Annotated in this window: 24 protein-coding genes; 12 read left to right on the top strand and 12 right to left on the bottom strand. The window is 69.8% G+C overall.

Features of this window, described 5'->3' with window-relative positions; translation table 11 throughout:
• The first annotated feature begins 25 nt into the window (after nucleotides 1–25).
• From F5X71_RS02725 to F5X71_RS02705, 5 genes are all read left to right on the top strand, one after another.
• Nucleotides 26–907 carry a metal ABC transporter solute-binding protein, Zn/Mn family gene (locus F5X71_RS02725; RefSeq protein ID WP_167460513.1) on the top strand — a complete coding sequence of 294 codons (882 nt, stop codon included), beginning with the start codon at nucleotides 26–28 and terminating at the stop codon, nucleotides 905–907.
• Nucleotides 908–933: 26 nt separating this feature from the next.
• On the top strand, nucleotides 934–1,845 hold the full coding sequence (locus tag F5X71_RS02720; protein ID WP_428981476.1) for a metal ABC transporter ATP-binding protein: 912 nt from the start codon (nucleotides 934–936) through the stop codon (nucleotides 1,843–1,845).
• A 29-nt stretch (nucleotides 1,846–1,874) separates the two neighbouring features.
• Nucleotides 1,875–2,711 carry a metal ABC transporter permease gene (locus tag F5X71_RS02715; RefSeq protein ID WP_428981475.1) on the top strand — a complete coding sequence of 279 codons (837 nt, stop codon included), beginning with the start codon at nucleotides 1,875–1,877 and terminating at the stop codon, nucleotides 2,709–2,711.
• A 190-nt stretch (nucleotides 2,712–2,901) separates the two neighbouring features.
• Entirely contained in the window at nucleotides 2,902–4,071 is a 1,170-nt protein-coding gene (locus tag F5X71_RS02710; protein WP_167460511.1) for an acyl-CoA dehydrogenase family protein, read from the top strand.
• A 107-nt stretch (nucleotides 4,072–4,178) separates the two neighbouring features.
• On the top strand, nucleotides 4,179–4,988 hold the full coding sequence (locus F5X71_RS02705) for an enoyl-CoA hydratase/isomerase family protein (RefSeq protein ID WP_167460510.1): 810 nt from the start codon (nucleotides 4,179–4,181) through the stop codon (nucleotides 4,986–4,988).
• Between the two features lie 11 nt (nucleotides 4,989–4,999).
• Here F5X71_RS02705 and F5X71_RS02700 read toward each other — a convergent pair whose 3' ends face one another.
• From F5X71_RS02700 to carD, 6 genes are all read right to left on the bottom strand, one after another.
• Entirely contained in the window at nucleotides 5,000–5,278 is a 279-nt protein-coding gene (locus tag F5X71_RS02700; RefSeq protein ID WP_167460509.1) for a DUF4190 domain-containing protein, read from the bottom strand.
• Between the two features lie 129 nt (nucleotides 5,279–5,407).
• A complete protein-coding gene (rlmB, locus tag F5X71_RS02695; protein WP_167460508.1) occupies nucleotides 5,408–6,388 on the bottom strand; it encodes a 23S rRNA (guanosine(2251)-2'-O)-methyltransferase RlmB in 981 nt (326 codons plus the stop codon).
• Entirely contained in the window at nucleotides 6,388–7,818 is a 1,431-nt protein-coding gene (cysS, locus tag F5X71_RS02690) for a cysteine--tRNA ligase (RefSeq protein WP_167460507.1), read from the bottom strand. The genes rlmB and cysS overlap by 1 nt, the downstream gene beginning before the upstream one ends.
• Nucleotides 7,819–7,882: 64 nt before the next feature.
• Entirely contained in the window at nucleotides 7,883–8,350 is a 468-nt protein-coding gene (gene ispF, locus F5X71_RS02685) for a 2-C-methyl-D-erythritol 2,4-cyclodiphosphate synthase (protein ID WP_167466159.1), read from the bottom strand.
• Nucleotides 8,351–8,358: 8 nt separating this feature from the next.
• The gene (gene ispD, locus F5X71_RS02680) at nucleotides 8,359–9,084 is read right to left on the bottom strand and encodes a 2-C-methyl-D-erythritol 4-phosphate cytidylyltransferase (protein ID WP_167460506.1); all 726 of its coding nucleotides are present in this window, start codon (nucleotides 9,082–9,084) and stop codon (nucleotides 8,359–8,361) included.
• Between the two features lie 2 nt (nucleotides 9,085–9,086).
• Nucleotides 9,087–9,575, bottom strand: coding sequence for an RNA polymerase-binding transcription factor CarD (gene carD / locus F5X71_RS02675; RefSeq protein ID WP_011206964.1), 489 nt, complete (start codon nucleotides 9,573–9,575; stop codon nucleotides 9,087–9,089).
• A gap of 360 nt (nucleotides 9,576–9,935) precedes the next feature.
• On the opposite strand from carD, the gene F5X71_RS02670 reads away from it, so the two are divergent.
• Nucleotides 9,936–10,649 (top strand): hypothetical protein, encoded by a 714-nt coding sequence (locus F5X71_RS02670; RefSeq protein ID WP_167460505.1) that lies wholly within the window; start codon nucleotides 9,936–9,938, stop codon nucleotides 10,647–10,649.
• Between the two features lie 139 nt (nucleotides 10,650–10,788).
• A complete protein-coding gene (gene radA / locus F5X71_RS02665; protein ID WP_167460504.1) occupies nucleotides 10,789–12,201 on the top strand; it encodes a DNA repair protein RadA in 1,413 nt (470 codons plus the stop codon).
• A 37-nt stretch (nucleotides 12,202–12,238) separates the two neighbouring features.
• Here the strand turns inward: radA and F5X71_RS02660 are convergent, their stop codons facing one another.
• Both F5X71_RS02660 and F5X71_RS02655 read right to left on the bottom strand, forming a co-directional pair.
• Nucleotides 12,239–12,919, bottom strand: coding sequence for a BsuPI-related putative proteinase inhibitor (locus tag F5X71_RS02660; RefSeq protein ID WP_167460503.1), 681 nt, complete (start codon nucleotides 12,917–12,919; stop codon nucleotides 12,239–12,241).
• Between the two features lie 130 nt (nucleotides 12,920–13,049).
• Nucleotides 13,050–13,673 (bottom strand): carbonic anhydrase, encoded by a 624-nt coding sequence (locus F5X71_RS02655; protein ID WP_167460502.1) that lies wholly within the window; start codon nucleotides 13,671–13,673, stop codon nucleotides 13,050–13,052.
• A gap of 90 nt (nucleotides 13,674–13,763) precedes the next feature.
• Here F5X71_RS02655 and F5X71_RS02650 point away from each other — a divergent pair, with 90 nt between their 5' ends.
• Complete coding sequence (locus F5X71_RS02650) at nucleotides 13,764–14,654, top strand: A/G-specific adenine glycosylase (protein WP_167460501.1); 891 nt, start codon at nucleotides 13,764–13,766, stop codon at nucleotides 14,652–14,654.
• A gap of 34 nt (nucleotides 14,655–14,688) precedes the next feature.
• Here the strand turns inward: F5X71_RS02650 and F5X71_RS02645 are convergent, their stop codons facing one another.
• Nucleotides 14,689–15,444: an alpha/beta fold hydrolase gene (locus F5X71_RS02645; RefSeq protein ID WP_167460500.1), complete on the bottom strand. Its 756-nt coding sequence runs from the start codon at nucleotides 15,442–15,444 to the stop codon at nucleotides 14,689–14,691.
• A gap of 73 nt (nucleotides 15,445–15,517) precedes the next feature.
• Here F5X71_RS02645 and mhuD point away from each other — a divergent pair, with 73 nt between their 5' ends.
• The 4 genes from mhuD (at nucleotide 15,518) to F5X71_RS02625 (ending at nucleotide 17,619) form a co-directional block, all read left to right on the top strand.
• Nucleotides 15,518–15,832 carry a mycobilin-forming heme oxygenase MhuD gene (gene mhuD, locus F5X71_RS02640; RefSeq protein WP_167460499.1) on the top strand — a complete coding sequence of 105 codons (315 nt, stop codon included), beginning with the start codon at nucleotides 15,518–15,520 and terminating at the stop codon, nucleotides 15,830–15,832.
• Nucleotides 15,833–16,118: 286 nt separating this feature from the next.
• The gene (locus tag F5X71_RS02635; RefSeq protein ID WP_167460498.1) at nucleotides 16,119–16,313 is read left to right on the top strand and encodes a CbtB domain-containing protein; all 195 of its coding nucleotides are present in this window, start codon (nucleotides 16,119–16,121) and stop codon (nucleotides 16,311–16,313) included.
• Entirely contained in the window at nucleotides 16,304–17,122 is an 819-nt protein-coding gene (locus F5X71_RS02630) for a CbtA family protein (RefSeq protein WP_167460497.1), read from the top strand. The genes F5X71_RS02635 and F5X71_RS02630 overlap by 10 nt, the downstream gene beginning before the upstream one ends.
• Before the next feature lie 35 nt (nucleotides 17,123–17,157).
• A complete protein-coding gene (locus F5X71_RS02625; protein WP_167460496.1) occupies nucleotides 17,158–17,619 on the top strand; it encodes a hypothetical protein in 462 nt (153 codons plus the stop codon).
• Nucleotides 17,620–17,682: 63 nt separating this feature from the next.
• On the opposite strand, the gene F5X71_RS02620 is transcribed toward F5X71_RS02625, so the two are convergent.
• From F5X71_RS02620 to F5X71_RS02610, 3 genes are all read right to left on the bottom strand, one after another.
• Nucleotides 17,683–18,123: an OsmC family peroxiredoxin gene (locus tag F5X71_RS02620; protein WP_167460495.1), complete on the bottom strand. Its 441-nt coding sequence runs from the start codon at nucleotides 18,121–18,123 to the stop codon at nucleotides 17,683–17,685.
• A gap of 175 nt (nucleotides 18,124–18,298) precedes the next feature.
• Nucleotides 18,299–18,619, bottom strand: coding sequence for a DMT family transporter (locus F5X71_RS02615; RefSeq protein WP_167460494.1), 321 nt, complete (start codon nucleotides 18,617–18,619; stop codon nucleotides 18,299–18,301).
• A gap of 1 nt (nucleotide 18,620) precedes the next feature.
• Complete coding sequence (locus F5X71_RS02610; protein ID WP_167460493.1) at nucleotides 18,621–19,319, bottom strand: FMN-dependent NADH-azoreductase; 699 nt, start codon at nucleotides 19,317–19,319, stop codon at nucleotides 18,621–18,623.
• Nucleotides 19,320–19,460 lie beyond the last annotated feature (141 nt).

The following is a 19,460-nucleotide window of genomic DNA, read 5'->3' as shown; positions in this document are numbered from 1 at the left end:
CTGTTATGCGTTCCAGGAGTACCGCGTGAAGACCCGACTCGCCCGCCGACTCGCAGGTATCGCCGTGGGCGTGAGCACCGCGGTCGCGCTCACCGCCTGCGGGAGCACCGAGGATTCGGGCCTGCCGTCGGTCATCGCCTCCACCAACGCCTGGGGCAACATCGCCGCCGCGATCGCCGGACCGGACGCGAAGGTCGAGTCGCTGATCAGCGACCCCACCGCGGATCCGCACTCGCACGAGACCGCCGCGGTCGAATCGGCGAAACTGAGCGACGCCGATCTGGTCGTCTACAACGGCGGCGGCTATGACGAGTTCGCGGCCAAGGCCGTTGCGGGCAAGAGCAAGCGCACGGTCGACGCCTTCGCGCTGCGGGCCGACCAGAGCGACAAGAACGAGCACGTCTTCTACGACCTGCGAACCGTCGGGCTGGTCGCCGACAAGATCGCCGCCGAGCTGGGCGCGCTCGACCCCGACCACGCGCCGGGCTACACCGAGCGCGCCACCGCGTTCAAGGACAAGCTCGCCGCGATCACCGCGACCGCCACCGGCATCGCCGCCGCGCACCCGAAAACGCCTGTGCTGCAGACCGAGCCGCTCGCGCACTACCTGCTGCTGGCGGCCGGTGTCGAGGATCGGACCCCGCACGAGTTCCAAGAGGCGATCGAGCAGGAGACCGATCCGGCGCCCGCCGCGGTCGCGGCCACCCGGGAACTGTTGACCGGCAAGCAGGTTCGCGCACTCGTCTACAACGTGCAGACCCAGGACAAGATCACCGAGGAGCTACGCTCGATCGCCGAGTCCGCCAGTATACCCGTCATCGAGGTGACCGAAACCCTGCCGAGCGGAGTGGATTACATTCAGTGGCAGACCAGCAACGCCGAAGCACTCGCCGCGGCGCTGCGTTGACCACCGCCATGCACCAGGGAGCCGCGCTGACCGAACACACCGAATCGGCGCGGGCAACCGCGAACGACGTCTCGGCGGTCCGGCTCGACGGCGCCCGCCTGTCGTTCGGCGATCGCACGCTCTGGCAGAACCTTGATCTGGACGTGGCGGCCGGTGAGTTCGTCGCCGTCCTCGGCCCCAACGGATCGGGCAAGACCTCGTTGCTGAAGGTGCTGCTCGGGCAGCTCGGCCTCAGCGCGGGCACCGCCGCGATCGCGGGCGCGCCCGCGCGCACCGGCAATCCCGATATCGGCTATGTGCCGCAACAGAAGACGATCGACGCCGGGGTGCAGTTGCGCGGGGTCGACCTGGTCGGGCTCGGCGTGGACGGACACCGCTGGGGCCTCGGGCTGCGCTCGCGCGCCGAGCGCAGGCGCAAGGTCGCCGCCGCGATCGCCGACGTCGGCGCGGAGAAGTTCGCGCACGCGCCGCTGGAATCGATGTCCGGCGGCGAACAGCAACGACTGCGGGTGGCCCAGGCCTTGGTCGGCGACCCGAAGGTACTGCTGTGCGACGAACCGCTGCTCAGCCTGGATCTGGCCAATCAGCGACTGGTCGCGGAGCTGATCGACGAACGCCGCCGCGGCCATGACACCGCGGTGCTTTTCGTCACCCACGAGATCAATCCCATTCTGCCGCTGGTCGATCGGGTCCTGTACCTGGTGGACGGCAAGTTCCGGATCGGCACGCCGGACGAGGTGATGACCTCGGATGTGCTCTCGGAGCTGTATCAAACAGAGGTGGACGTGCTGCGGGTGCGCGGGCGGCTGGTGGTCGTCGGCACCGGGGACACGATGGACGCGCTCGGCACCGCGGGCGCGCACTGCCACGGCGAGGCAGGCGCCGATAACGGTGCGGGGCAAGCGGTTTCCGCGCCGGACGCCGAGGTACGCGCGTGACCGACAAGCTGTCCGGTGTCTTGTCGAAGATGTTCGACTTCGGCACCACCGTCAACCTGCTCTCCTACGACTTCGTGCAGCAGGCGGTGCTCGCCGCGGCGCTGCTCGGGCTGCTGTCCGGGGTGATCGGTCCGCTGATCATCAGCAGGCAGATGTCGTTCGCGGTGCACGGCACCAGCGAGCTGTCACTGACCGGCGCGGCGGCGGCGCTGCTGGCCGGGATCGGGGTCGGGGTCGGTGCGATCGCCGGTTCGGTGGTGGCGGCGGTGCTGTTCGGCCTGCTCGGTACCCGTGCGCGCGAACGCGATTCGGTGATCGCGGTGGTGCTCTCGTTCGGGCTCGGCCTGTCCGTGCTGTTCCTGTGGCTCGGTCCCGACCGCGCCGGATCGAAGTTCTCGCTGCTGACCGGGCAGGTCGTCAGCGTGGGCAACGGCGGGCTCGGACTGCTCGGCGCGTCCACCATCGGCGTGCTCGCGGTGCTCGCGATCGTCTACCGCCCGCTGCTGTTCGCCAGCTCGGACCCGGAGGTCGCGATCGCCCGCGGCGTGCCGGTCCGCGCGCTGTCCATCGTCTTCGCGGTCCTGCTCGGCATCACCGCGGCCTTCGGCGTGCAGATCGTGGGGGCGCTGCTGGTGCTCGCCCTGCTGATCACCCCCGCCGCAGCGGCGGCGCAACTGACCGCGGACCCGGTCCGCGCGACCGTGCTGGCCGTGGTCTTCGCCGAGATCGCGGCGGTGGGCGGGATCCTGCTGTCGCTGGCGCCCGGCGTCCCGGTGTCGACGTTCGTCACCACGCTCTCGTTCCTGATCTACGTGATCTGCCGGGTGGTCGGCACCCGCCGCCGCAAGCTGGCCCGCGTCCGCTGAGCGCCCGGCGTCGCGGCGCCGCACCGAAAGATGGCCGGAGATCTCTACGCGGGTGTGGCACGCAGTGCCTACGTTCGGGTGACGGCCCCTGCGGGCGGCCGCCCATCCATTGAGGGCGGCTGCCTTCAGTCGCTCTAGCTGGGTTTCGTATGCTCGGACGCACGCACCCCCGAACGATTGGTGACCAACGATGATCGACTTCTCGATTCCCGCCGAACTCGCCGCCGAACGCGATCGGGTCCGCCAGTTCGTCATCGACAAGATCGTTCCGTACGAGCGCGATCCCCGGCTGACCGCGCACGGACCGACCGACGAACTGCGCCAGGAACTGGTCGAGCTCGCACGGGCCGAGAAGCTGCTCACCGTGCAGGCGCCCGAGGCGCTCGGCGGCCGCGGGCTCAGCCACATCGAGCAGGCGGTGATCTACGAGGCGTCGGGCTGGTCGACGCTCGGGCCGATCGCGATGAACTGCGCGGCACCGGACGAGGGCAACATGTTCCTGCTGTCCAAGGTCGCGAATCCGGAGCAGGTCGAGCGCTACCTGGCGCCGGTGATCGCCGGGCACCAGCGGTCGGTGTTCGCGATGACCGAGCCGGACGGCGCGGGCTCGGACCCGGCACAGCTGGCCACCACGGCGAGCTTCGACGGCGAGAACTTCACCGTCAACGGCCGCAAATGGCTGATCACCGGGGCCAACGGCGCGAAGACGTGGATCATCATGGCCCGGCTCGCCGAGAACCCGCACCTGCCCGCGGGCCCGACGCTGTTCCTCACCGACGGCGACCAGCCGGGCATCGTCATCGAGCGCACCATGAACACGATGGACCGCAACTACGTCGCCGGGCACGGCGTCGTCCGCTTCGACAACCTCACGCTGCCGAAATCGGCGCTGCTCGGCGAGGCCGGTCAGGCACTGCGCTACGCCCAGCTGCGGCTGGCCCCGGCCCGGCTCACGCACTGCATGCGCTGGCTGGGCGCGGCCGAACGCGCGCAGAGCATCGCGGTCGAGCACGCGCGCACCCGCACCGCGTTCGGCAAGCCGATCGGCGAGCACGAGGGCGTGTCGTTCATGTTGGCGGACAACGAGGTAGCGCTGCACCAGTGCAGGCTCACCATCTGGCACGCCTGCTGGCTGATGGATCAGGGCGAGAAGGCGCGGCACGAGAGCTCGATCGCGAAATCGTTCGTCTCCGAAGAGCTTTTCAAGGTCGCCGACCGGTGCGTGCAGGTGCTCGGCGGCATCGGCATCAGCGACGAGACGGTGGTCGAGATGATCTTCCGGGACATCCGCGCCTTCCGGCTCTACGACGGCCCGACCGAGGTCCACAAGTACGCCATCGGTCGCAAGGTGCTGCGCTAGTGCCTCGTTGGTCCGCGGGCGCCGGAGCGGACTTGTGCGCCAGGGGCCGGGTCCAGTAGCCGGGAATCGACCTGCCCGCCAAATTGAACAGAGCTAACATCGCTGGCATGAGTTCGGACTTGCTCGTCGATGTCTCCGGCGGCATCGCCGTGCTCACGCTCAATCGACCCGCGCAGCAGAATGCCTTCACCCCGGCGATGACCGAGGAACTGAGCGCCGCGCTACAGCGATGCGACGCCGAGGATGCCATCCGTGCCGTGGTGATCACCGGCACCCCGCCCGCGTTCTGCGCGGGTGCGGATCTGTCGAGTCGGGTCGGCGATGTCAGCGCGACCATCGATCCGCCGCCCTGGCGGGTCCGTAAGCCGGTGATCGCCGCGGTGAATGGCCACGCCGTCGGCCTCGGGCTCGCCCTCGCCCTGCAGTGCGATCTGCGGTACATGGCGCGCGACGCGGTCTACGGGCTCAACCAGGTGCGCCGCGGCGTGCTCGCCGACGGTTACGCGCACTGGACGCTGCCCCGCTTGATCGGCATGGCCAACGCCGCGGACATCATGCTGACCGGGCGCACCTTCGACGGCGACGAGGCCAAGGCGCTCGGCCTGACCAACGCCTGCCTGCCCGGCGGTGAGGTGCTGCCGATGGCGCTGGCCGTGGCGCACGATATCGCCGGCGGTTCCGCCCCGCTGCCGGTGGCGATGTCCAAGCGGCTGCTGTGGGAGGGGCTCGGCATGAGCCCGGCGGTGGTCGGGCGGCTGGAGTCCGATCTCAACCAGCACGTCGGCAAGAGCATCGACGGTGACGAGGCGATGGCGGCGTTCAAGGAACGCCGGCAGCCGCAATGGTCCGGCAGCATCAGCACGGAGTGGCCCGCCTGGGACGAGCAGAACGAGCGCGAGCGCCCGAGCCTGGACTGATCGAGGATCGATCAGGCGTTGCCGCCCAGCAGGATCAGCAGATAGAGGACCGCGAAGCAGATCATCAGAATGGTGCCGATGATCCCGAGCACGTACCCGACCATCACCTGAACCCGACCGCCGTAGCCGCCGTTCGACGCCTCGATCTGATCCAGTGCGCGCTTGCCCATCGCCCACGCCACCGGGCCGAGCACGCCGCAGCAGAGCACGCTGGCCGCCCCGAGGGCGAGCACCGCCGTCGCGTTCGGATGCTCGACCGGGTTGCCGATCGGCTGATTGGGTATCACCACGAGCCGAATTCTACGGGGCTCCCCCGCGACTGCGCGGCTATTACCGGTTGCGGTGCGCCACCGGGTGTTTCGTGGTGCGGCAGGCGCGAGCCGGTGCCGGCCCGCCGATCAACGGTGCCGGCGCACCCGTCAGGCGCGACGCTGCCGGGCGATCTCGGCCAGCACGACACCCGCTGCCACCGAGGCGTTCAGCGACTCGACCGGGCCCGCCATCGGGATGCCGAGGATGGCGTCGCAGTTCTCCCGGACCAGCCGGGACAGGCCCTTGCCTTCCGAGCCGACCACGACGACGGTCGGCTCGCGGCCGTCGAAATCGTCGAGGGTGGTGTCGCCGCCCGCGTCCAGACCAACCACCTGGATGCCCTGGGCGGCCCAATCCTTCAGCGTACGAGTCAGATTCGTGGCACGGGCGACGGGCAGCCGAGCCGCGGCGCCCGCACTGGTGCGCCACGCGACCGCGGTGACGCTGGCGCTGCGCCGCTGCGGGATCAGCACGCCATGGCCGCCGAACGCGGCGACCGAGCGGATCACGGCGCCGAGATTGCGCGGATCGGAGATGTTGTCCAGCGCGACGAGCAGCGCCGGCTCCGCGGAATTGCGGACCTCGGCGAGCAGATCGTCGGGGTGGCTGTAGCGATAAGGCGGCACCTGCAGGGCCAGCCCCTGATGCATTCCGTTGGCGCTCAACCGATCCAGATCGGTGCGCGGCACCTCCAGGATGGAGATGCCCGCGTCGGCGGCCAGTTTCACGCTCTCGGTGAGCCGCTCGTCGTTCTCGGTGCCCACCGCGACGTAGAGGGCGACGGCGGGCACGCCCGCGCGCAGGCATTCGACCACCGGGTTGCGACCGAGCACCATCTCCGGACCGTCGTCGTTCTTGCGACCGGCCGGACGCCCCGTACCGCCGCGCGGACCACCACGGCCCGCGGCCGCGGCCTTCGCCGCCGCGGCGGCCCGCTTGGCGGCGGGATGCTTGGTGCGTGCCTCGGCGGGCGGGGTCGCGCCGCGACCCTCCAGCCCGCGCCTGCGCTTACCGCCGGAGCCGACGACGGCGCCCTTCTTCGTGCCGCCCTTGCGGATCGCACCACGGCGCTGCGAATTGCCTGCCATCAGTCGGCCTTTCCAGGTTGTTGCGCGTCCGGCGGCAAGTGCTGCGCAGCGGCAAGCGCCCACTCGGGACCGTTCGGTGTGTCGGTGACCTCGATTCCGGCTGCCTGCAATCGATCGCGGGCGGCGTCGGCACTCGCCCAATCCTTCTCTGCTCGCGCCTGCTGACGGCGGTCGAGCTCGGCGCGCACCAGCACGTCGAGCGCGCCGATCGCCGCCGACGAGTCGCTCGGGGTGAACCAGTGCGGATCCAACGGGTCGACACCAAGGATACCGAGCATCGCGCGCAGCTGTCCGGCCAGGTCCCGCGCGCTGTCCACGGCGCCGGACTCCAGCGCCTTGTTGCCCTCGTGCACCACCCGGTGGATTTCGGCAAGCGCCTTCGGCACCGCGAGATCGTCGTCGATGGCGGCGGCGAACGCGTCGGTCCACTTGCCCACCGGGATGTCGCCCGCACGATCGGCGACCCGATGCACGAACGCCTCGATGCGCTGATAGGTCTGGGCCGCGTCGTGCAGCGCCTTGTCCGAGTACTCCAGCATCGAGCGGTAGTGCGCGCTGCCGAGATAGAACCGCAGCTCCACGGCGCGCACCTGCTTGAGCACGTTCGGCACCGAGAGCACGTTGCCCAGCGACTTGGACATCTTCTCGCCGCCGAGGGTCACCCAGCCGTTGTGCAGCCAGTAGTTGGCGAACCCGTCGCCGGATGCCTTGGACTGGGCGATCTCGTTCTCGTGGTGCGGGAAGACGAGATCCATTCCACCGCAATGGATGTCGAATTCGGGGCCGAGGTAGAACGCGGCCATCGCGGAGCATTCCAGATGCCAGCCGGGACGGCCGGGGCCCCACGGCGACGGCCAGGTCGGCTCGCCGGGCTTGGCGGCCTTCCACAGGGTGAAATCGCGCGGATCGCGCTTGCCCTCGCCCGCGCTCTCGCCCTGGTGCACGTCGTCGAGCCGGTGCCCGGACAGGCTGCCGTACTCGGGGTAGCTCAGCACGTCGAAGTAGACGTTGCCCTCGGAGGCGTAGGCGTGGCCGCGCTCGATGAGCCGCTGCATCATCTCGACCATCTGCGTGATGTGGCCGGTGGCACGCGGTTCCACCGAGGGCGGCAGCACGCCGAGGGTCTCGTAGGCGTTGTCGAAGGCGCGCTCGTAGGTCGCGGCCCACTCCCACCACGGCCTGCCCGCCTCGGCGGCCTTGGTCAGGATCTTGTCCTCGATGTCGGTGACATTGCGGATGAACCACACGTCGTAGTCGTGCGCGAGCAGCCAGCGGCGCAGCACGTCGAACGCGACGCCGCTGCGCACATGGCCGATGTGCGGCTCGCCCTGCACGGTGGCGCCACACAGGTACACCGAGGCACGGCCAGGGACCAGGGGCGCGAATTCGCGCGTGGTCCTCGTGTCGGTGTCAAAGAGGCGCAATGTCACGGCGTTCGATCCTAGCTGTAGATAAGCCTGTACACGGACCCGGCTCAGATCCGCCGGGGCGGGGTCAGCGACAGGCTTGTAGCAGGGCGGTAGCTATCGCGGCAACGCCCTCGTCGCGGCCGGTGAGGCCGAGTCCGTCGGTGGTGGTACCGGAGACCGAGACCGGCGCACCGAGCAATTCGCCGAGCACCTGTTGCGCCTCGGCACGGCGCGGACCGATCTTGGGCCGATTGCCGATCACCTGCACCGCCGCATTGACGATCGCGTAGCCGGCCTCGTCGAGCAGCCTGCGCACTTCCTTCAGCATGGCCGCGCCGGAGACGCCCGCCCATTCCGGGCGGCCGGTGCCGAAGACCGCGCCGACATCGCCGAGCCCGGCCGCGGACAGCAGCGCGTCACACAGTGCGTGCGCGGCGACATCGCCGTCGGAGTGTCCCGCGCAACCGTCGTCACCCTCGAAGTGCAGGCCCGCCATCCAGCAGGGGCGGCCCGGCTCGATGGGGTGCACGTCGCTGCCGATGCCGACCCGCATGCCCGCGGTCACCGCGCGACCGCCCCGCGCAGCGGCGCCCCGTCCAGCACGGCGTGCGCGAGCACGAGGTCCAGCGGCGTGGTGATCTTGAAGGCCAGCGGGTCGCCGGGGATGGTGCGCACCTCGGTACCGAGCAGCTCGACCAGCCCGGCGTCGTCGGTGGCCCGCGCGTCCTCGGACAGATAGGCCGAGCGCAACAGCTCGGCCGCGAAACCCTGTGGAGTCTGGATGGCGCGCAATCGCGCGCGATCGGGTGTTCCGGTGACCACGCCCGCGGCGTCCACCGACTTGATCGTGTCGGCGACCGGCACGGCGGGAACGACGGCTGGATGCCCGGCGCGCAACTCGGCAGCGACCCGGGCGATCAGCTCGGGCGGGGTGAGCGCGCGGGCGGCGTCGTGCACGAGGTAGTAGGCGGCCTCGGGTGCGGCGGCGAGGCCTGCCCGCACCGAGTCGATGCGTTCGGCGCCGCCGACGACCACGTGTACCGAATCCGAGGGCGGCAGCAGGGCAACGGCGCTCTCGACGAATTCGGCGGGAACCATGACGATGATCCGATCGACCGCGCCGGAGGCCAGCAGGCCTTCGACAGCCAGCCGGACCATGGGGCTGCCGCCGACCGGGACGAACGCCTTGGGCGTGGCTTCACCCAGACGAACGCCGCGACCGGCGGCAGGCACCAGAGCAACGACGGTCCCGTCGGTCCGACGAGCACCGTTGTCGAATGTGTTCACGGTCAGGAAGCCGCGGCGAGGACCTCGTCGAGCAGCGTCTCGGCCTTGCCGTCATCGGTGCCCTCGGCAAGGGCGAGTTCACCGACGAGGATTTGACGAGCCTTGGCGAGCATGCGCTTCTCGCCGGCGGACAGCCCGCGATCCTGCTCCCGACGCCACAGGTCACGAACGACCTCGGCCACCTTGTTCACATCGCCGGAGGCGAGCTTCTCCAGGTTGGCCTTGTAGCGGCGGGACCAGTTGGTCGGCTCCTCGGTGTGCGGCGCGCGCAGAACCTGGAAGACTCGATCGAGACCCTCCTGGCCGACGACGTCACGTACGCCGACGTATTCGGCGTTCTCAGCGGGAACCCGAACAGTCAGATCGCCCTGGGCGACCTTCAGGACCAGATACTCTTTTTGTTCACCCTTGATGGTGCGAGTCTCTATAGCTTCGATCAGCGCCGCTCCGTGGTGGGGGTAAACGACGGTGTCTCCGACCTTAAAAATCATGTGTCCCGTGCCCCTTTCGATGTTCACAGTTTAACATGCGACTCGATAACGGCGCGATCAACCGTGCAGGTCAGGGCCACAACGAGGCAACCTCGGGGCTTGACAAGACCGGGTCGGTGTGCATTATGTTGTGCCAGAACGGGTTAACTCCCCGCATTGTGCCCGCACCCTCCCGCGAACGTCGCTGGCAGCACGTCCGCAACCGGTCGGCACTCGACCGAGTTGTTACCTACGGCCCGCGAGTCGTGAGCCCCGGGTCCCGGTCCGCCGGACGAACTACTACGCTCCCTAGTTATTACTCTCCCTAGCGGAGTGAGCCCGGTCGACATGGAGGGACAACCCGTGACTGCCCTGAAAGCTGTGACCGCCTTGCAAAAGGTGCGCCGTCGCATGGTGCCGGTTGCCGCACTCGCCGCCGGTGCGGCCATCGCGCTGACCGGATGTAGCGCGGGTCAGATCTCACAGACCGCGGACCAGGTGGCCGCGATCAACGGCAACCACGCGGACATCGGCAAGATCGCGCTGCGCAACGTGCACATCGTGTTCCCCGCGCACGGCTCCGAATACACCAACGCCAAGGGCGGCAAGGCAGTCATCGCGCTGTCCATCGTCAACAACAGCCCGTCCGTGCCCGACGAGCTGACCAGCATCAGCACCGACCTGGGCACGGTGAAGATCACCCCCGCCGCGGGGCAGTCCACAGTCAAGCTCGCGCCGCAGCAGACCGTGGTCGCCGCCGCCGCGCCGACCGCGCACGACGCACCGGCCGGCGACGCGCACGCGACGCCCGCCACGGACAAGCCGACCACCTCGGCCGCGCCGAGCACCCCGGCGGACACGCACGGTGCGGGCGAGCCCGCCACCGCCGATCCCGCGGCCGAGCCGATCCTGCTCGAGATCACCGGCCTGACCAAGGACATCGGCCCGGGCCTGACCTACACCGTCACGTTCAACTTCAAGCAGAACGGCACCGTGCAAGTGCAGGTGCCAGTGGACGCGGGCACCGTGACCGAGCGGCACGAGTCGGACAAGTCCGGCCCGGCCGAGGCCGAGCACAAGGGCGGCGGGCACTAGAAAGCCGTCCAGACCCCATGACGACACGGCTGTCGCACCCAACGGTGCGGCAGCCGTTCGCATTTCGCCGAGCGGGCCGGAGGCCCGGCGCGGCGCGTGGGCTGCCGCCGTTGTCGGAGACGATCCGTAAGGTGCGCATGTGGCCAAGACCAAGTCGCTGTTCCGGTGCTCCGCCTGTTCCCACGAGGTCGCCAAGTGGGTGGGCAAATGCCCCGACTGCGGCGCGTGGGGCACCGTCGACGAGGTGGCCGTCGCCGCGACGGGCCCCGGCGCACCCGCCCGCCGGGCGATGCTGCCGAGTACCGCCGCCGCGCCCATCTCCAGCATCGATTCACAGGTCACCAAGGCCCTCCCGACCGGCGTGAGCGAGCTCGACCGGGTACTCGGCTCGGGCGTGGTGCCCGGCTCTGTGGTGCTGCTGTCCGGTGAACCGGGGGTCGGCAAGTCGACGCTGCTGCTCGAGGTCGCGCACCGCTGGGCGCGCAAGCACGACGCGCGCTCGCTGTATGTCACCGCGGAGGAGTCGGCGGGGCAGGTGCGGCTGCGCGCCGACCGCACCGGCGCGGTGCACGAACGGGTCTATCTCGCGGCGGAATCCGATCTGTCGGTGCTGCTCGGCCACGTGGAACAGGTGCGGCCCACCCTGCTCGTGGTCGACTCGGTGCAGACCATGCTCGCGCCGGAGGTGGACGGCGTGATCGGCGGCGTCACCCAGGTCCGCGCGGTCACCGCGGCACTGACCTCGCTGGCCAAGGCCAGCGGCATCGCGGTGCTGCTGGTCGGGCACGTCACCAAGGACGGCAACGTCGCGGGCCCGCGCACGCTGGAACACCTGGTCGACGTGGTGTTGCAGTTCGAGGGCGACAAGAACTCGACGCTGCGCATGGTGCGCGGCATCAAGAACCGCTTCGGCAGCGCGGACGAGGTCGGCTGCTTCGAGCTGCACGAGGACGGCATCGCCTGCGTGGACGACCCGTCCGGGCTGTTCCTGCACCATCGCACCGACTCGGTGCCCGGCACCGCGGTGACCGTGGCGATGGACGGCAAACGGCCGCTGGTCGCCGAGGTGCAGGGCCTGACCGTGGAGACCGAGATTCCGAACCCGCGGCGCGCGGTGAGCGGCCTCGATTACAACCGGGTCGCCATGGTGCTCGCCGTGCTGCAGAGCCGGGGCAAGGTGTTCATCGGCAAGTCCGATGTCTACGCGGCCACCGTCGGTGGCATGCGACTGCTGGAACCGGCCGCCGACCTGGCCATCGCGCTGGCCATCGCGAGCGCCAACTCCGAGGTGGCGATTCCGGCGGGCTGGGTGATCCTTGGCGAGGTCGGGCTGGCCGGTGAGGTGCGCAAGGTGACCGGTTTGGAGCGCAGGCTGGCCGAGGCCGAGCGCCTCGGCTTCACCACCGCGCTGGTGCCGCCCGGCTACGCGCCACTGAAGCGGGGCGGCATGAAGATCCACGAGGTGGCCGACGTGCGCGCGGCCATTCGGATCACCGGCACCCGAAAGAAGCGGGAGAAGCCGGAGACCAAGGAGACCGCGCCAGATTTCTAGTGCCTCCTGGACGCGGCACCAGGCGGGCCTGCGGCGTCTAGGCGGGCGTCAGATTGAACGGCTCCGGGGAGCTGTGCAGCGAGCCGAACTGAGCCACCACCTGATAGGCGCCCGCGGGCACCGGCACCCGCTCGCCGACGCAGCCCTGCTGCGAGGTCGTGCCGGACCAGCGCACCGTGAACAGCGCCTGCTCGCCGGGCTTGAGCGTGCGCGCGTTCGACTCGTCGACCGGGGAGCAATCCGAACTCGTCCAGAACCGGCGCTGGCCGTCCAACGACAGCACCGAGGCCTGGATCTGCGCCGAGTTCATGTCCCGCTGGCACTGCGCGCTGGAGATGTTGGTGATGACCATCCGGAAGTTCGGCTGCTCGCCGACCCGATACGTCGGCTGATCCACGCTGATCTTGATCGCCAGCGACTGATCGGGACACTGACCCGAGGCCGGCTCGTTCGACGCGGGCGCCGCACTGGCCGAGGGCGGCGGCGCGCTGGATTCGGCGCTGCCGGACGGCTTCGACGAGGCATCGGCGGACTTGCTCGGTGTCGAGGTGGACGACCCCGCTGCGGCGGGCTTGGTGTCACCCGGCGAGTCGCCGCCGCGCGATACGGTCAGCACCAGCCAGATCACCAGCGCCAACGCCACGACCAAGGCGCCGATCGCCAACGCGCGACGACGCCAGTAGATCTCCGGTGGCAGCGGTCCATTCGGTTCCAGCACGCCTCAACGGTAAGGGCACGGTCGGGCGCAACGACTCAGGGCCACGGCGTGTCGGCCCGGACCCCGTCCTGGTTCCGGGTGCGTTGTGGCCCGCACGCTGCGGCGACGTGGCTCCGCCCGACCGCTTCCGCTAGGCGAGTTCCCCGATGTTGCCGACCACCCGCTGCAGCTTCACCTTGCCGTCGGCGAGTTTGTATGTGACACAGGCGATCGCGAGTTCGCCGGTGGCGACCCGCTGCGAGATGATCATCGACCGCTGCATGAGCAGCCTGCTGGTCTCGACCACGTGCCTGGCCTCCATCTCGTCGACGGTGGACAGGCCTTCGCGGCGGCCGATCAGAATCGACGGCGTGACCCGCTCGACCACGCTGCGGATGAACCCGCCGGGCACCTCGCCGCCGTCGAGCGCATCGATGGTGGCCTTCACCGCGCCGCAGCTGTCGTGCCCGAGGACCACGATCAGCGGCACGTCCAAGACCTGGACGCCGTACTCGATCGAGCCGAGCACGGAGCTGTCGACCACGTGGCCCGCGGTACGCACCACGAACATGTCGCCGAGTCCCTGGTCGAAGATCAGCTCGGCGGCGACCCTGGAGTCACCGCAGCCGAACAGGATCGCCGAGGGGTGCTGGCCGTTGACGAGCTTGGCTCGATCCACCGCCCCCTGACTAGGATGCAGCAGCGAACCGGAGACGAAGCGATCGTTGCCTTCTCGCAATGACTTCCAGGCACTGATCGGATTTGAACCAGGCATACCGACCATTGTGCACAACGCTTGTGTTACCAGCGAGTTCGTTTGGTTACAGGTCGGCTAATACCGGCCAGCGACAGTTAGACGGGAACCGTGAGGAAAGCCTCGAACAGCATCGATGCGGACGTGTTGCTGGATTGGTACCGGGAGACCGCCCGGGACCTGCCGTGGCGCCGGGCGGGCGTCACGGCCTGGCAGATCCTGATGAGCGAGATCATGCTGCAGCAGACCCCGGTGGTGCGGGTCGAGCCGATCTGGCGGGAGTGGGTGGCGCGCTGGCCGGTCCCCTCGGCGATGGCCGCCTGCACCCAGGCCGAGGTGCTGCGCGCGTGGGGCAAGCTCGGCTATCCCCGGCGCGCGCTGCGGCTGCACGAGTGCGCCAGGGTGCTCGCCGCCGAACACGGTGACGTGGTGCCCGCCGACGTCGAGGTGCTGCTCGGCCTGCCCGGCATCGGCGCCTACACCGCGCGGGCGGTGGCGTGTTTCGCCTACGGGCAACGAGTTCCGGTGGTGGACACCAATGTCCGGCGGGTGGTCGCGCGGGCCGTGCACGGTCGCGCGGAGGCGGGTAACCCGTCCTCGCGCGATCTGCCCGAGACCGAGGCCCTGCTGCCGCGAGAGGTCGACCGGGCCGCGGTCTTCTCGGCGGCGCTGATGGAACTCGGAGCGACGGTGTGCACCGCCCGCACCCCGGACTGCGCCGGTTGCCCGCTGCCGAGTTGCGCCTGGGTGCGCGCGGGCCGCCCGGTCTCCGAGGTGGTCCGCCGCACGCAGAAATACGAGGGCACCGATCGCCAGGCCCGCGGCCGCCTGCTCGACGTGCTGCGCGACGCCACCGGACCGGTCGAGCAGGTCCGGCTCGACCTGGCCTGGCCGCGCGACCCGGGCCAGCGCGCCCGCGCCCTGGACTCGCTGCTCGTCGACGGTCTCGTCGAGCAGACCGCGGACGGCCTGTTCGCACTGGCGGGCGAGGGCGGCGCCTGAGCTTTCGTCCGCACCCGCCGAATCCGGCGGCGGGTCAGGCAGGCCGCCGCGCGAGCACGCGGCACAGGAAGCCCTCGACCTCGGCGCGATACACCGCCGGTTGCTCGTCGTGCACGAGATGCGCTGCGCCCGCGACGACTACGTGCCGCGCGTCGGGATGCGCTGCGGCCATCCGCGCCATCTGACCCGGCGGGGTGATGGTGTGCTCGCCCTCCAGCAGCAGTGCGGGCACCCGCAGCGCGTGCCACTGCGCCCAGAAGTCGCGGCCGCCCCACTCCTGCGAGATATCGCGGAAGGTGGCCACCGAACCGTGCAGCCGGTACCCGTCCGGCCCGTGGTCGAAGGAGTTCAGGAAGTATTGCCCGGCCACCGGTCCGAAGAACTCGAGCACCGCCGCCTCGTCCGGGAACGGTTGCGGCCAGGCCTCGATCATCGCGGCCCAGTTCGCGGCGGTGCGGCCGGTGAAGTCCGGTGCGATGTCCTCGACCACCAGCGCGCGCACCCGCTCCGGGTGGGTCGCGGCGAACACCCAGCCGTGCAGTGCCCCCATCGAATGGCCGATCACCACCATCGGTTCGGTGATCGGCGCGGTCGCCGCGGCCAGATCGGCGACGAAGGCCTCGGTGGTCAGCTCGCGCGGGGCAGGCCTGCCGTGCCCGGCGGCGTCGAAGGTGTACACGTGGCCGTGGCCGCGCAACCAGTCCAGCTGGTCGCGCCAGGTCCGGGCACTGCCCATCAAGCCGTGCAAGAGCAGGATCGGGACGCCGGCGCCACCTTCGTCGTGCAACACGATCCCGATTCTGCCGTGCGGCCGCGCACCCGCTCGTCCCCGGCGGCCGCGCGCGGGTCGTATTGTCGAGGCCATGGCTGTTGTGAAGATCAACGCGATCGAGATTCCCGAGGGCGCGGGCCCGGAGCTGGAGAAGCGGTTCGCCCACCGCGCGCACGCGGTCGAGGGCTCACCCGGCTTCCTCGGCTTCCAGCTGCTCCGGCCGGTCGCCGGCGAGAACCGGTATTTTGTTGTCACCCAGTGGGATTCGGAAGAGTCGTTCGCGGCCTGGCGGGACGGCCCCGCCCGCGCGGCGCACGCGGGCGAGCGGCAGAAGCCGGTCTCCACCGGTGCGTCGCTGCTGGAATTCGAGGTGGTGCTCGACGTCGCGGGCAAGCCCGCCGACTGAGCCGAGCCCGGCTCACCTCCTGACGACTCGCCCGAGGCCGGGGCGCGGTCGGCGCCGGTCGTGTTGACGGCGGTAGTGCGCGGGTGTCACAGTTCGAAGGACAAAACGCGAGGGTGTTGCGGTAATTCCGGTGTGATTCCGGAGCGGTCGCGCCACTGTGTTCCACGCACCGGGTCATCGGGTGCCGGAAAGCCAGACACCGGCACCGTCGCGCCGACCACTCGACGGGACGCGGAAAGCGCAGGCGGACGATGTCCGATCCGGCGCATCCCGAAGGAGGACTCGCATGGCTATCGCGCATTCGCCGAGCCGGGCAACCGATTCACTGGCCACCGTGCTCGTCACGGTAGGTGTCGTTCTTCTCGCACTGCTCACGCTGTACCTGGTCGGTTTCGATCAGGGCGTCATCTCGCGCAGCGGGATGTTCCTGCATGAGTTGATGCACGATGGACGCCACCTGCTGGGGCTTCCGTGCCACTGAACGCGGCCACCGCTGTTCCGCTGACCGGTTCACTGAAAACCCTGCTGCTGCGCGGCCTGCTGGCCGGGCTCATCGCCGGGCTGCTGGCCGCCACCGTCGGCTATTTCGTCGGTGAGCCGAAGGTCGACGCGGCCATCGCCATCGAGGAGGCCGCCGCGGCACCCGCCGAGCACTCACACGGCGCCGAACCGGCGGCCTCGGGCGGACATTCGCACGGCGACGAGGAAGACCCCCTGGTCAGCCGCACCGGGCAGAAGGCCGGCCAGTTCCTGGCACTCGGTCTGGCCGGGCTGGCACTCGGCGCGATCTTCGCCGCGGTCGCGCACGTCGCGCGGCGCTACAGCACGCTCAGCGGGCCGCGGCTCGCGCTCGGTCTCGGGCTCGGCGGCTGGGCCGCGATCGTGGCGGTGCCGTTCTTCAAATATCCGGCGAATCCGCCCGCGGTAGGTGATCCGGACACGATCAACGAGCGCACCCTACTGTGGGTGGCCGCGGTGGTGCTCGGCTTCGTCGCCGTCGGCACGGCGGTCTACGTCTACAAGCTGCTGCGCGCGCAACCTGGCACGCTGCGGCTGATCGGCGGCCTCGCGGTATTCGTCCTGATCACCGCGATCGGCTACGTGCTGTTGCCCGGTATCAACGAGGTCAAGGCGGACTTCCCGGCCAGTCTGCTGTGGCAGTTCCGGGTGGCCTCGCTCGCCGAGACGGCAACGCTGTGGGCCTGCCTCGCCCTCGGCTTCGCCGCGCTCACCGAATTCGCCACGCGCGCTGATACTCCGGTACGAGTGCCGGTCGCTACCGCGGACTGATCCGCGGCGGGAAAACCCCGGGCAGGGTCGGTGGCATGACCGACACTGCCTTTTCCGCCCCGCCGCGCGCCGTACAGGTCGCCTTCGCCGGCTTTGCCACCGCTCTGCTCGCCGGGGTCGGTGAGGGCCTCCTGCGCGCCGCAACGGTTTTGCAACGCGACTTCGCCGATCTCACCAACGTGGCGTCCGGGCTCGCGATGCGACTGACGATCTACTCGGTCGTGCTGCTGGTCGCCTTCCGGATGTCGGCGGGGGCGCGCTGGGCACGGCTGGCGCTGACCATCGGCATCGGCGTGCTCGGTTTGGCATCGCTGCTCATCGAACCGCTCGCGGCGCTGTTGTCCGCCGACGAGTTCGGCGAGCTCTTCGCCCATCTCACCGCGGAGTCGGTGGCGCTCGGCCTGCTCCGCGCGATCCACGTGGTGGCGGTCCTGATCGCGATTCCCGCGATGTACCGCCCGGCCGCCCGCAGCTACTTTCGACGCCGCACCGGATGACCGCGCGCCGACACGCGACTGCCCCGGTTCGGGTCCACCGAACCGGGGCAGTCGGCACCGGGCTCAAGCCAGGGCGGCGTCCAGGGTGATGTGGTCGACGCCGGCCAGCGCCTTGCTCACCGGGCAGCCTGCCTTGGCGGCCTCGGCCGCGGCGGCGAACGCGTCGGCGTCGATGCCGGAGACCTTGCCGCGCACGGTCAGTTTGATGCCGCTGATCCGGAAGCCGCCTGCCGGGTCGGGGCCGAGGGTGACGTCGGCGGAGACGTCCAGGCTCTCCGGCGTGCCGCCCGCGTTGCCGATCTGCGCCGAGAGCGCCATCGCGTAGCAGGACGAGTGCGCCGCCGCGATGAGCTCCTCCGGGCTGGTCGTGCCGTCGGCGTCCTCGGCGGAACGCTTCGGGAACGACACGTCGTACTTGCCGACGCCCGAGCTGGTCAGCTCGACCTGCCCCGAGCCTTCCTGCAGAGAGCCGGTCCAGGCAGTACGCGCGCTACGTGTAGGCATCACGGTCCTTTCGGTGATTTCTGATCGATTCCGATGCGGCACCGAGCCTAGCCAGTCCGCCCCGCCACGTCTCGCGCTCGGACTCGAGTGCCACCCGCGCAGGGCCGCGGTGTCGCGGCGGCGCACCGAATGTGCTGGGTCCCATGAAATCGGTTGCGGCGCCGCGTCATTGCGCTCACTCCGGGTTGGTGACCCGGGCCAGCACGATGCCGCCGATGATCAGCGCCAGCGCCAGCGCACGGCCCGCGCTGAACGGGTCCTTGTGCACCACGATGCCGAGTCCGATGGCGCCGACCGCGCCGATACCGGTGAACACGGCGTACGCGGTGCCGACCGGCAGCGTCTGCATGGCCCGCGAGAGCAGGTAGACGGCGGTGACGCCGAGCACGAAGCACACGACCGTCGGCACCAGACGGGTGAAGTTCTCCGTCGGTTTGATGCTCTGCGACCAGACGATCTCGACCAGCCCGGCCAATCCGAGGACGACCCAGTTCATCTCAGTACTCCTTTGCCAGCTCACGCACTGCCTCGATGGCCCGCGCGTAGGACTCGTCGTGCTTGTCCCGCAGGTGTGCCAGCGCCGGATCCTGGCGCGCGTTGGCCAGTTCCGCGTTGACGAACACGGTGTCGTGCACCGCGAAATGGCCCGCGAAGAAGTCGCGCAGGAAGCGCTCCTGATAGTCGTAGGCGGCCTTCGGCGCGCCGGGGACGTAGCTGCCACCGCGCGCGGTGGTCACCACGAAACGGCGGTCCCCCAACGACATTCGCGGGAAGGTCACCTGATCCAGCCAGGCCTTGAGCACGGCGGGAATCGAGTAGTTGTACATCGGGGTGCCGATCAGGACCACCTCCGCCGCGAGCACCTCGGCCAGCAGCGGCCGCACGATCGCCCAGGCAGCGGCCTGCGCGGGGGTCCGCACCAGATCGCCGAGCCCGCGCAGATCCAGTCCACTCGTCAGCTGTTCGCCGTCGGTCACGGCGGCACCGGTCGATGCGGTGGCCGCCCGTGCGAGCACCAGATCGCACAGTTCGGTCCACGCCTCGTCGATGAACGGGACCGGCTCGGCCGCCAGGTCCCGGTAGCGGTACGCACCGTCCGGGTGCCGCGCCTGCCACGCGGCGGCGAACGTCGCGCTGAGCTCCCGGCTGATCGAACGGGTGCGTGCACTCGCGTCCAGGTGCAACAAGCTGCTCATTTTCGGTCCTCACTCTGCGCGCTCGAGCCGCCGGACACACCGGCAGCAAGTGGACGATATGTCCACTTATCGCTGAGATCGACCATAGGACATAAGCGGACAGCATGTCCACTTCTTCCGAAATCGAGTACAGTCGGCATC

The sequence above is a fragment of the Nocardia brasiliensis genome (assembly GCF_011801125.1).
GTDB lineage: Bacteria > Actinomycetota > Actinomycetes > Mycobacteriales > Mycobacteriaceae > Nocardia > Nocardia brasiliensis_C.
The sequence above is the reverse complement of the archived record's forward strand: the minus strand, read 5'-3'. Positions and strand labels throughout refer to the sequence as shown.

What these genes read in the sequence shown, in the direction of transcription:
- F5X71_RS02715 (WP_428981475.1), top strand. Translation starts at nt 1,875, where the DNA reads ATGTTCGACTTCGGCACCACCGTCAACCTGCTCTCCTACGACTTCGTG.
- F5X71_RS02710 (WP_167460511.1), top strand. Translation starts at nt 2,902, where the DNA reads ATGATCGACTTCTCGATTCCCGCCGAACTCGCCGCCGAACGCGATCGG.
- F5X71_RS02705 (WP_167460510.1), top strand. Translation starts at nt 4,179, where the DNA reads ATGAGTTCGGACTTGCTCGTCGATGTCTCCGGCGGCATCGCCGTGCTC.
- rlmB (WP_167460508.1), bottom strand. Translation starts at nt 6,388, where the DNA reads ATGGCAGGCAATTCGCAGCGCCGTGGTGCGATCCGCAAGGGCGGCACG.
- ispF (WP_167466159.1), bottom strand. Translation starts at nt 8,350, where the DNA reads ATGCGGGTCGGCATCGGCAGCGACGTGCACCCCATCGAGCCGGGCCGC.
- carD (WP_011206964.1), bottom strand. Translation starts at nt 9,575, where the DNA reads ATGATTTTTAAGGTCGGAGACACCGTCGTTTACCCCCACCACGGAGCG.
- F5X71_RS02655 (WP_167460502.1), bottom strand. Translation starts at nt 13,673, where the DNA reads ATGCCTGGTTCAAATCCGATCAGTGCCTGGAAGTCATTGCGAGAAGGC.
- mhuD (WP_167460499.1), top strand. Translation starts at nt 15,518, where the DNA reads ATGGCTGTTGTGAAGATCAACGCGATCGAGATTCCCGAGGGCGCGGGC.
- F5X71_RS02635 (WP_167460498.1), top strand. Translation starts at nt 16,119, where the DNA reads ATGGCTATCGCGCATTCGCCGAGCCGGGCAACCGATTCACTGGCCACC.
- F5X71_RS02625 (WP_167460496.1), top strand. Translation starts at nt 17,158, where the DNA reads ATGACCGACACTGCCTTTTCCGCCCCGCCGCGCGCCGTACAGGTCGCC.
- F5X71_RS02620 (WP_167460495.1), bottom strand. Translation starts at nt 18,123, where the DNA reads ATGCCTACACGTAGCGCGCGTACTGCCTGGACCGGCTCTCTGCAGGAA.
- F5X71_RS02615 (WP_167460494.1), bottom strand. Translation starts at nt 18,619, where the DNA reads ATGAACTGGGTCGTCCTCGGATTGGCCGGGCTGGTCGAGATCGTCTGG.
- F5X71_RS02610 (WP_167460493.1), bottom strand. Translation starts at nt 19,319, where the DNA reads ATGAGCAGCTTGTTGCACCTGGACGCGAGTGCACGCACCCGTTCGATC.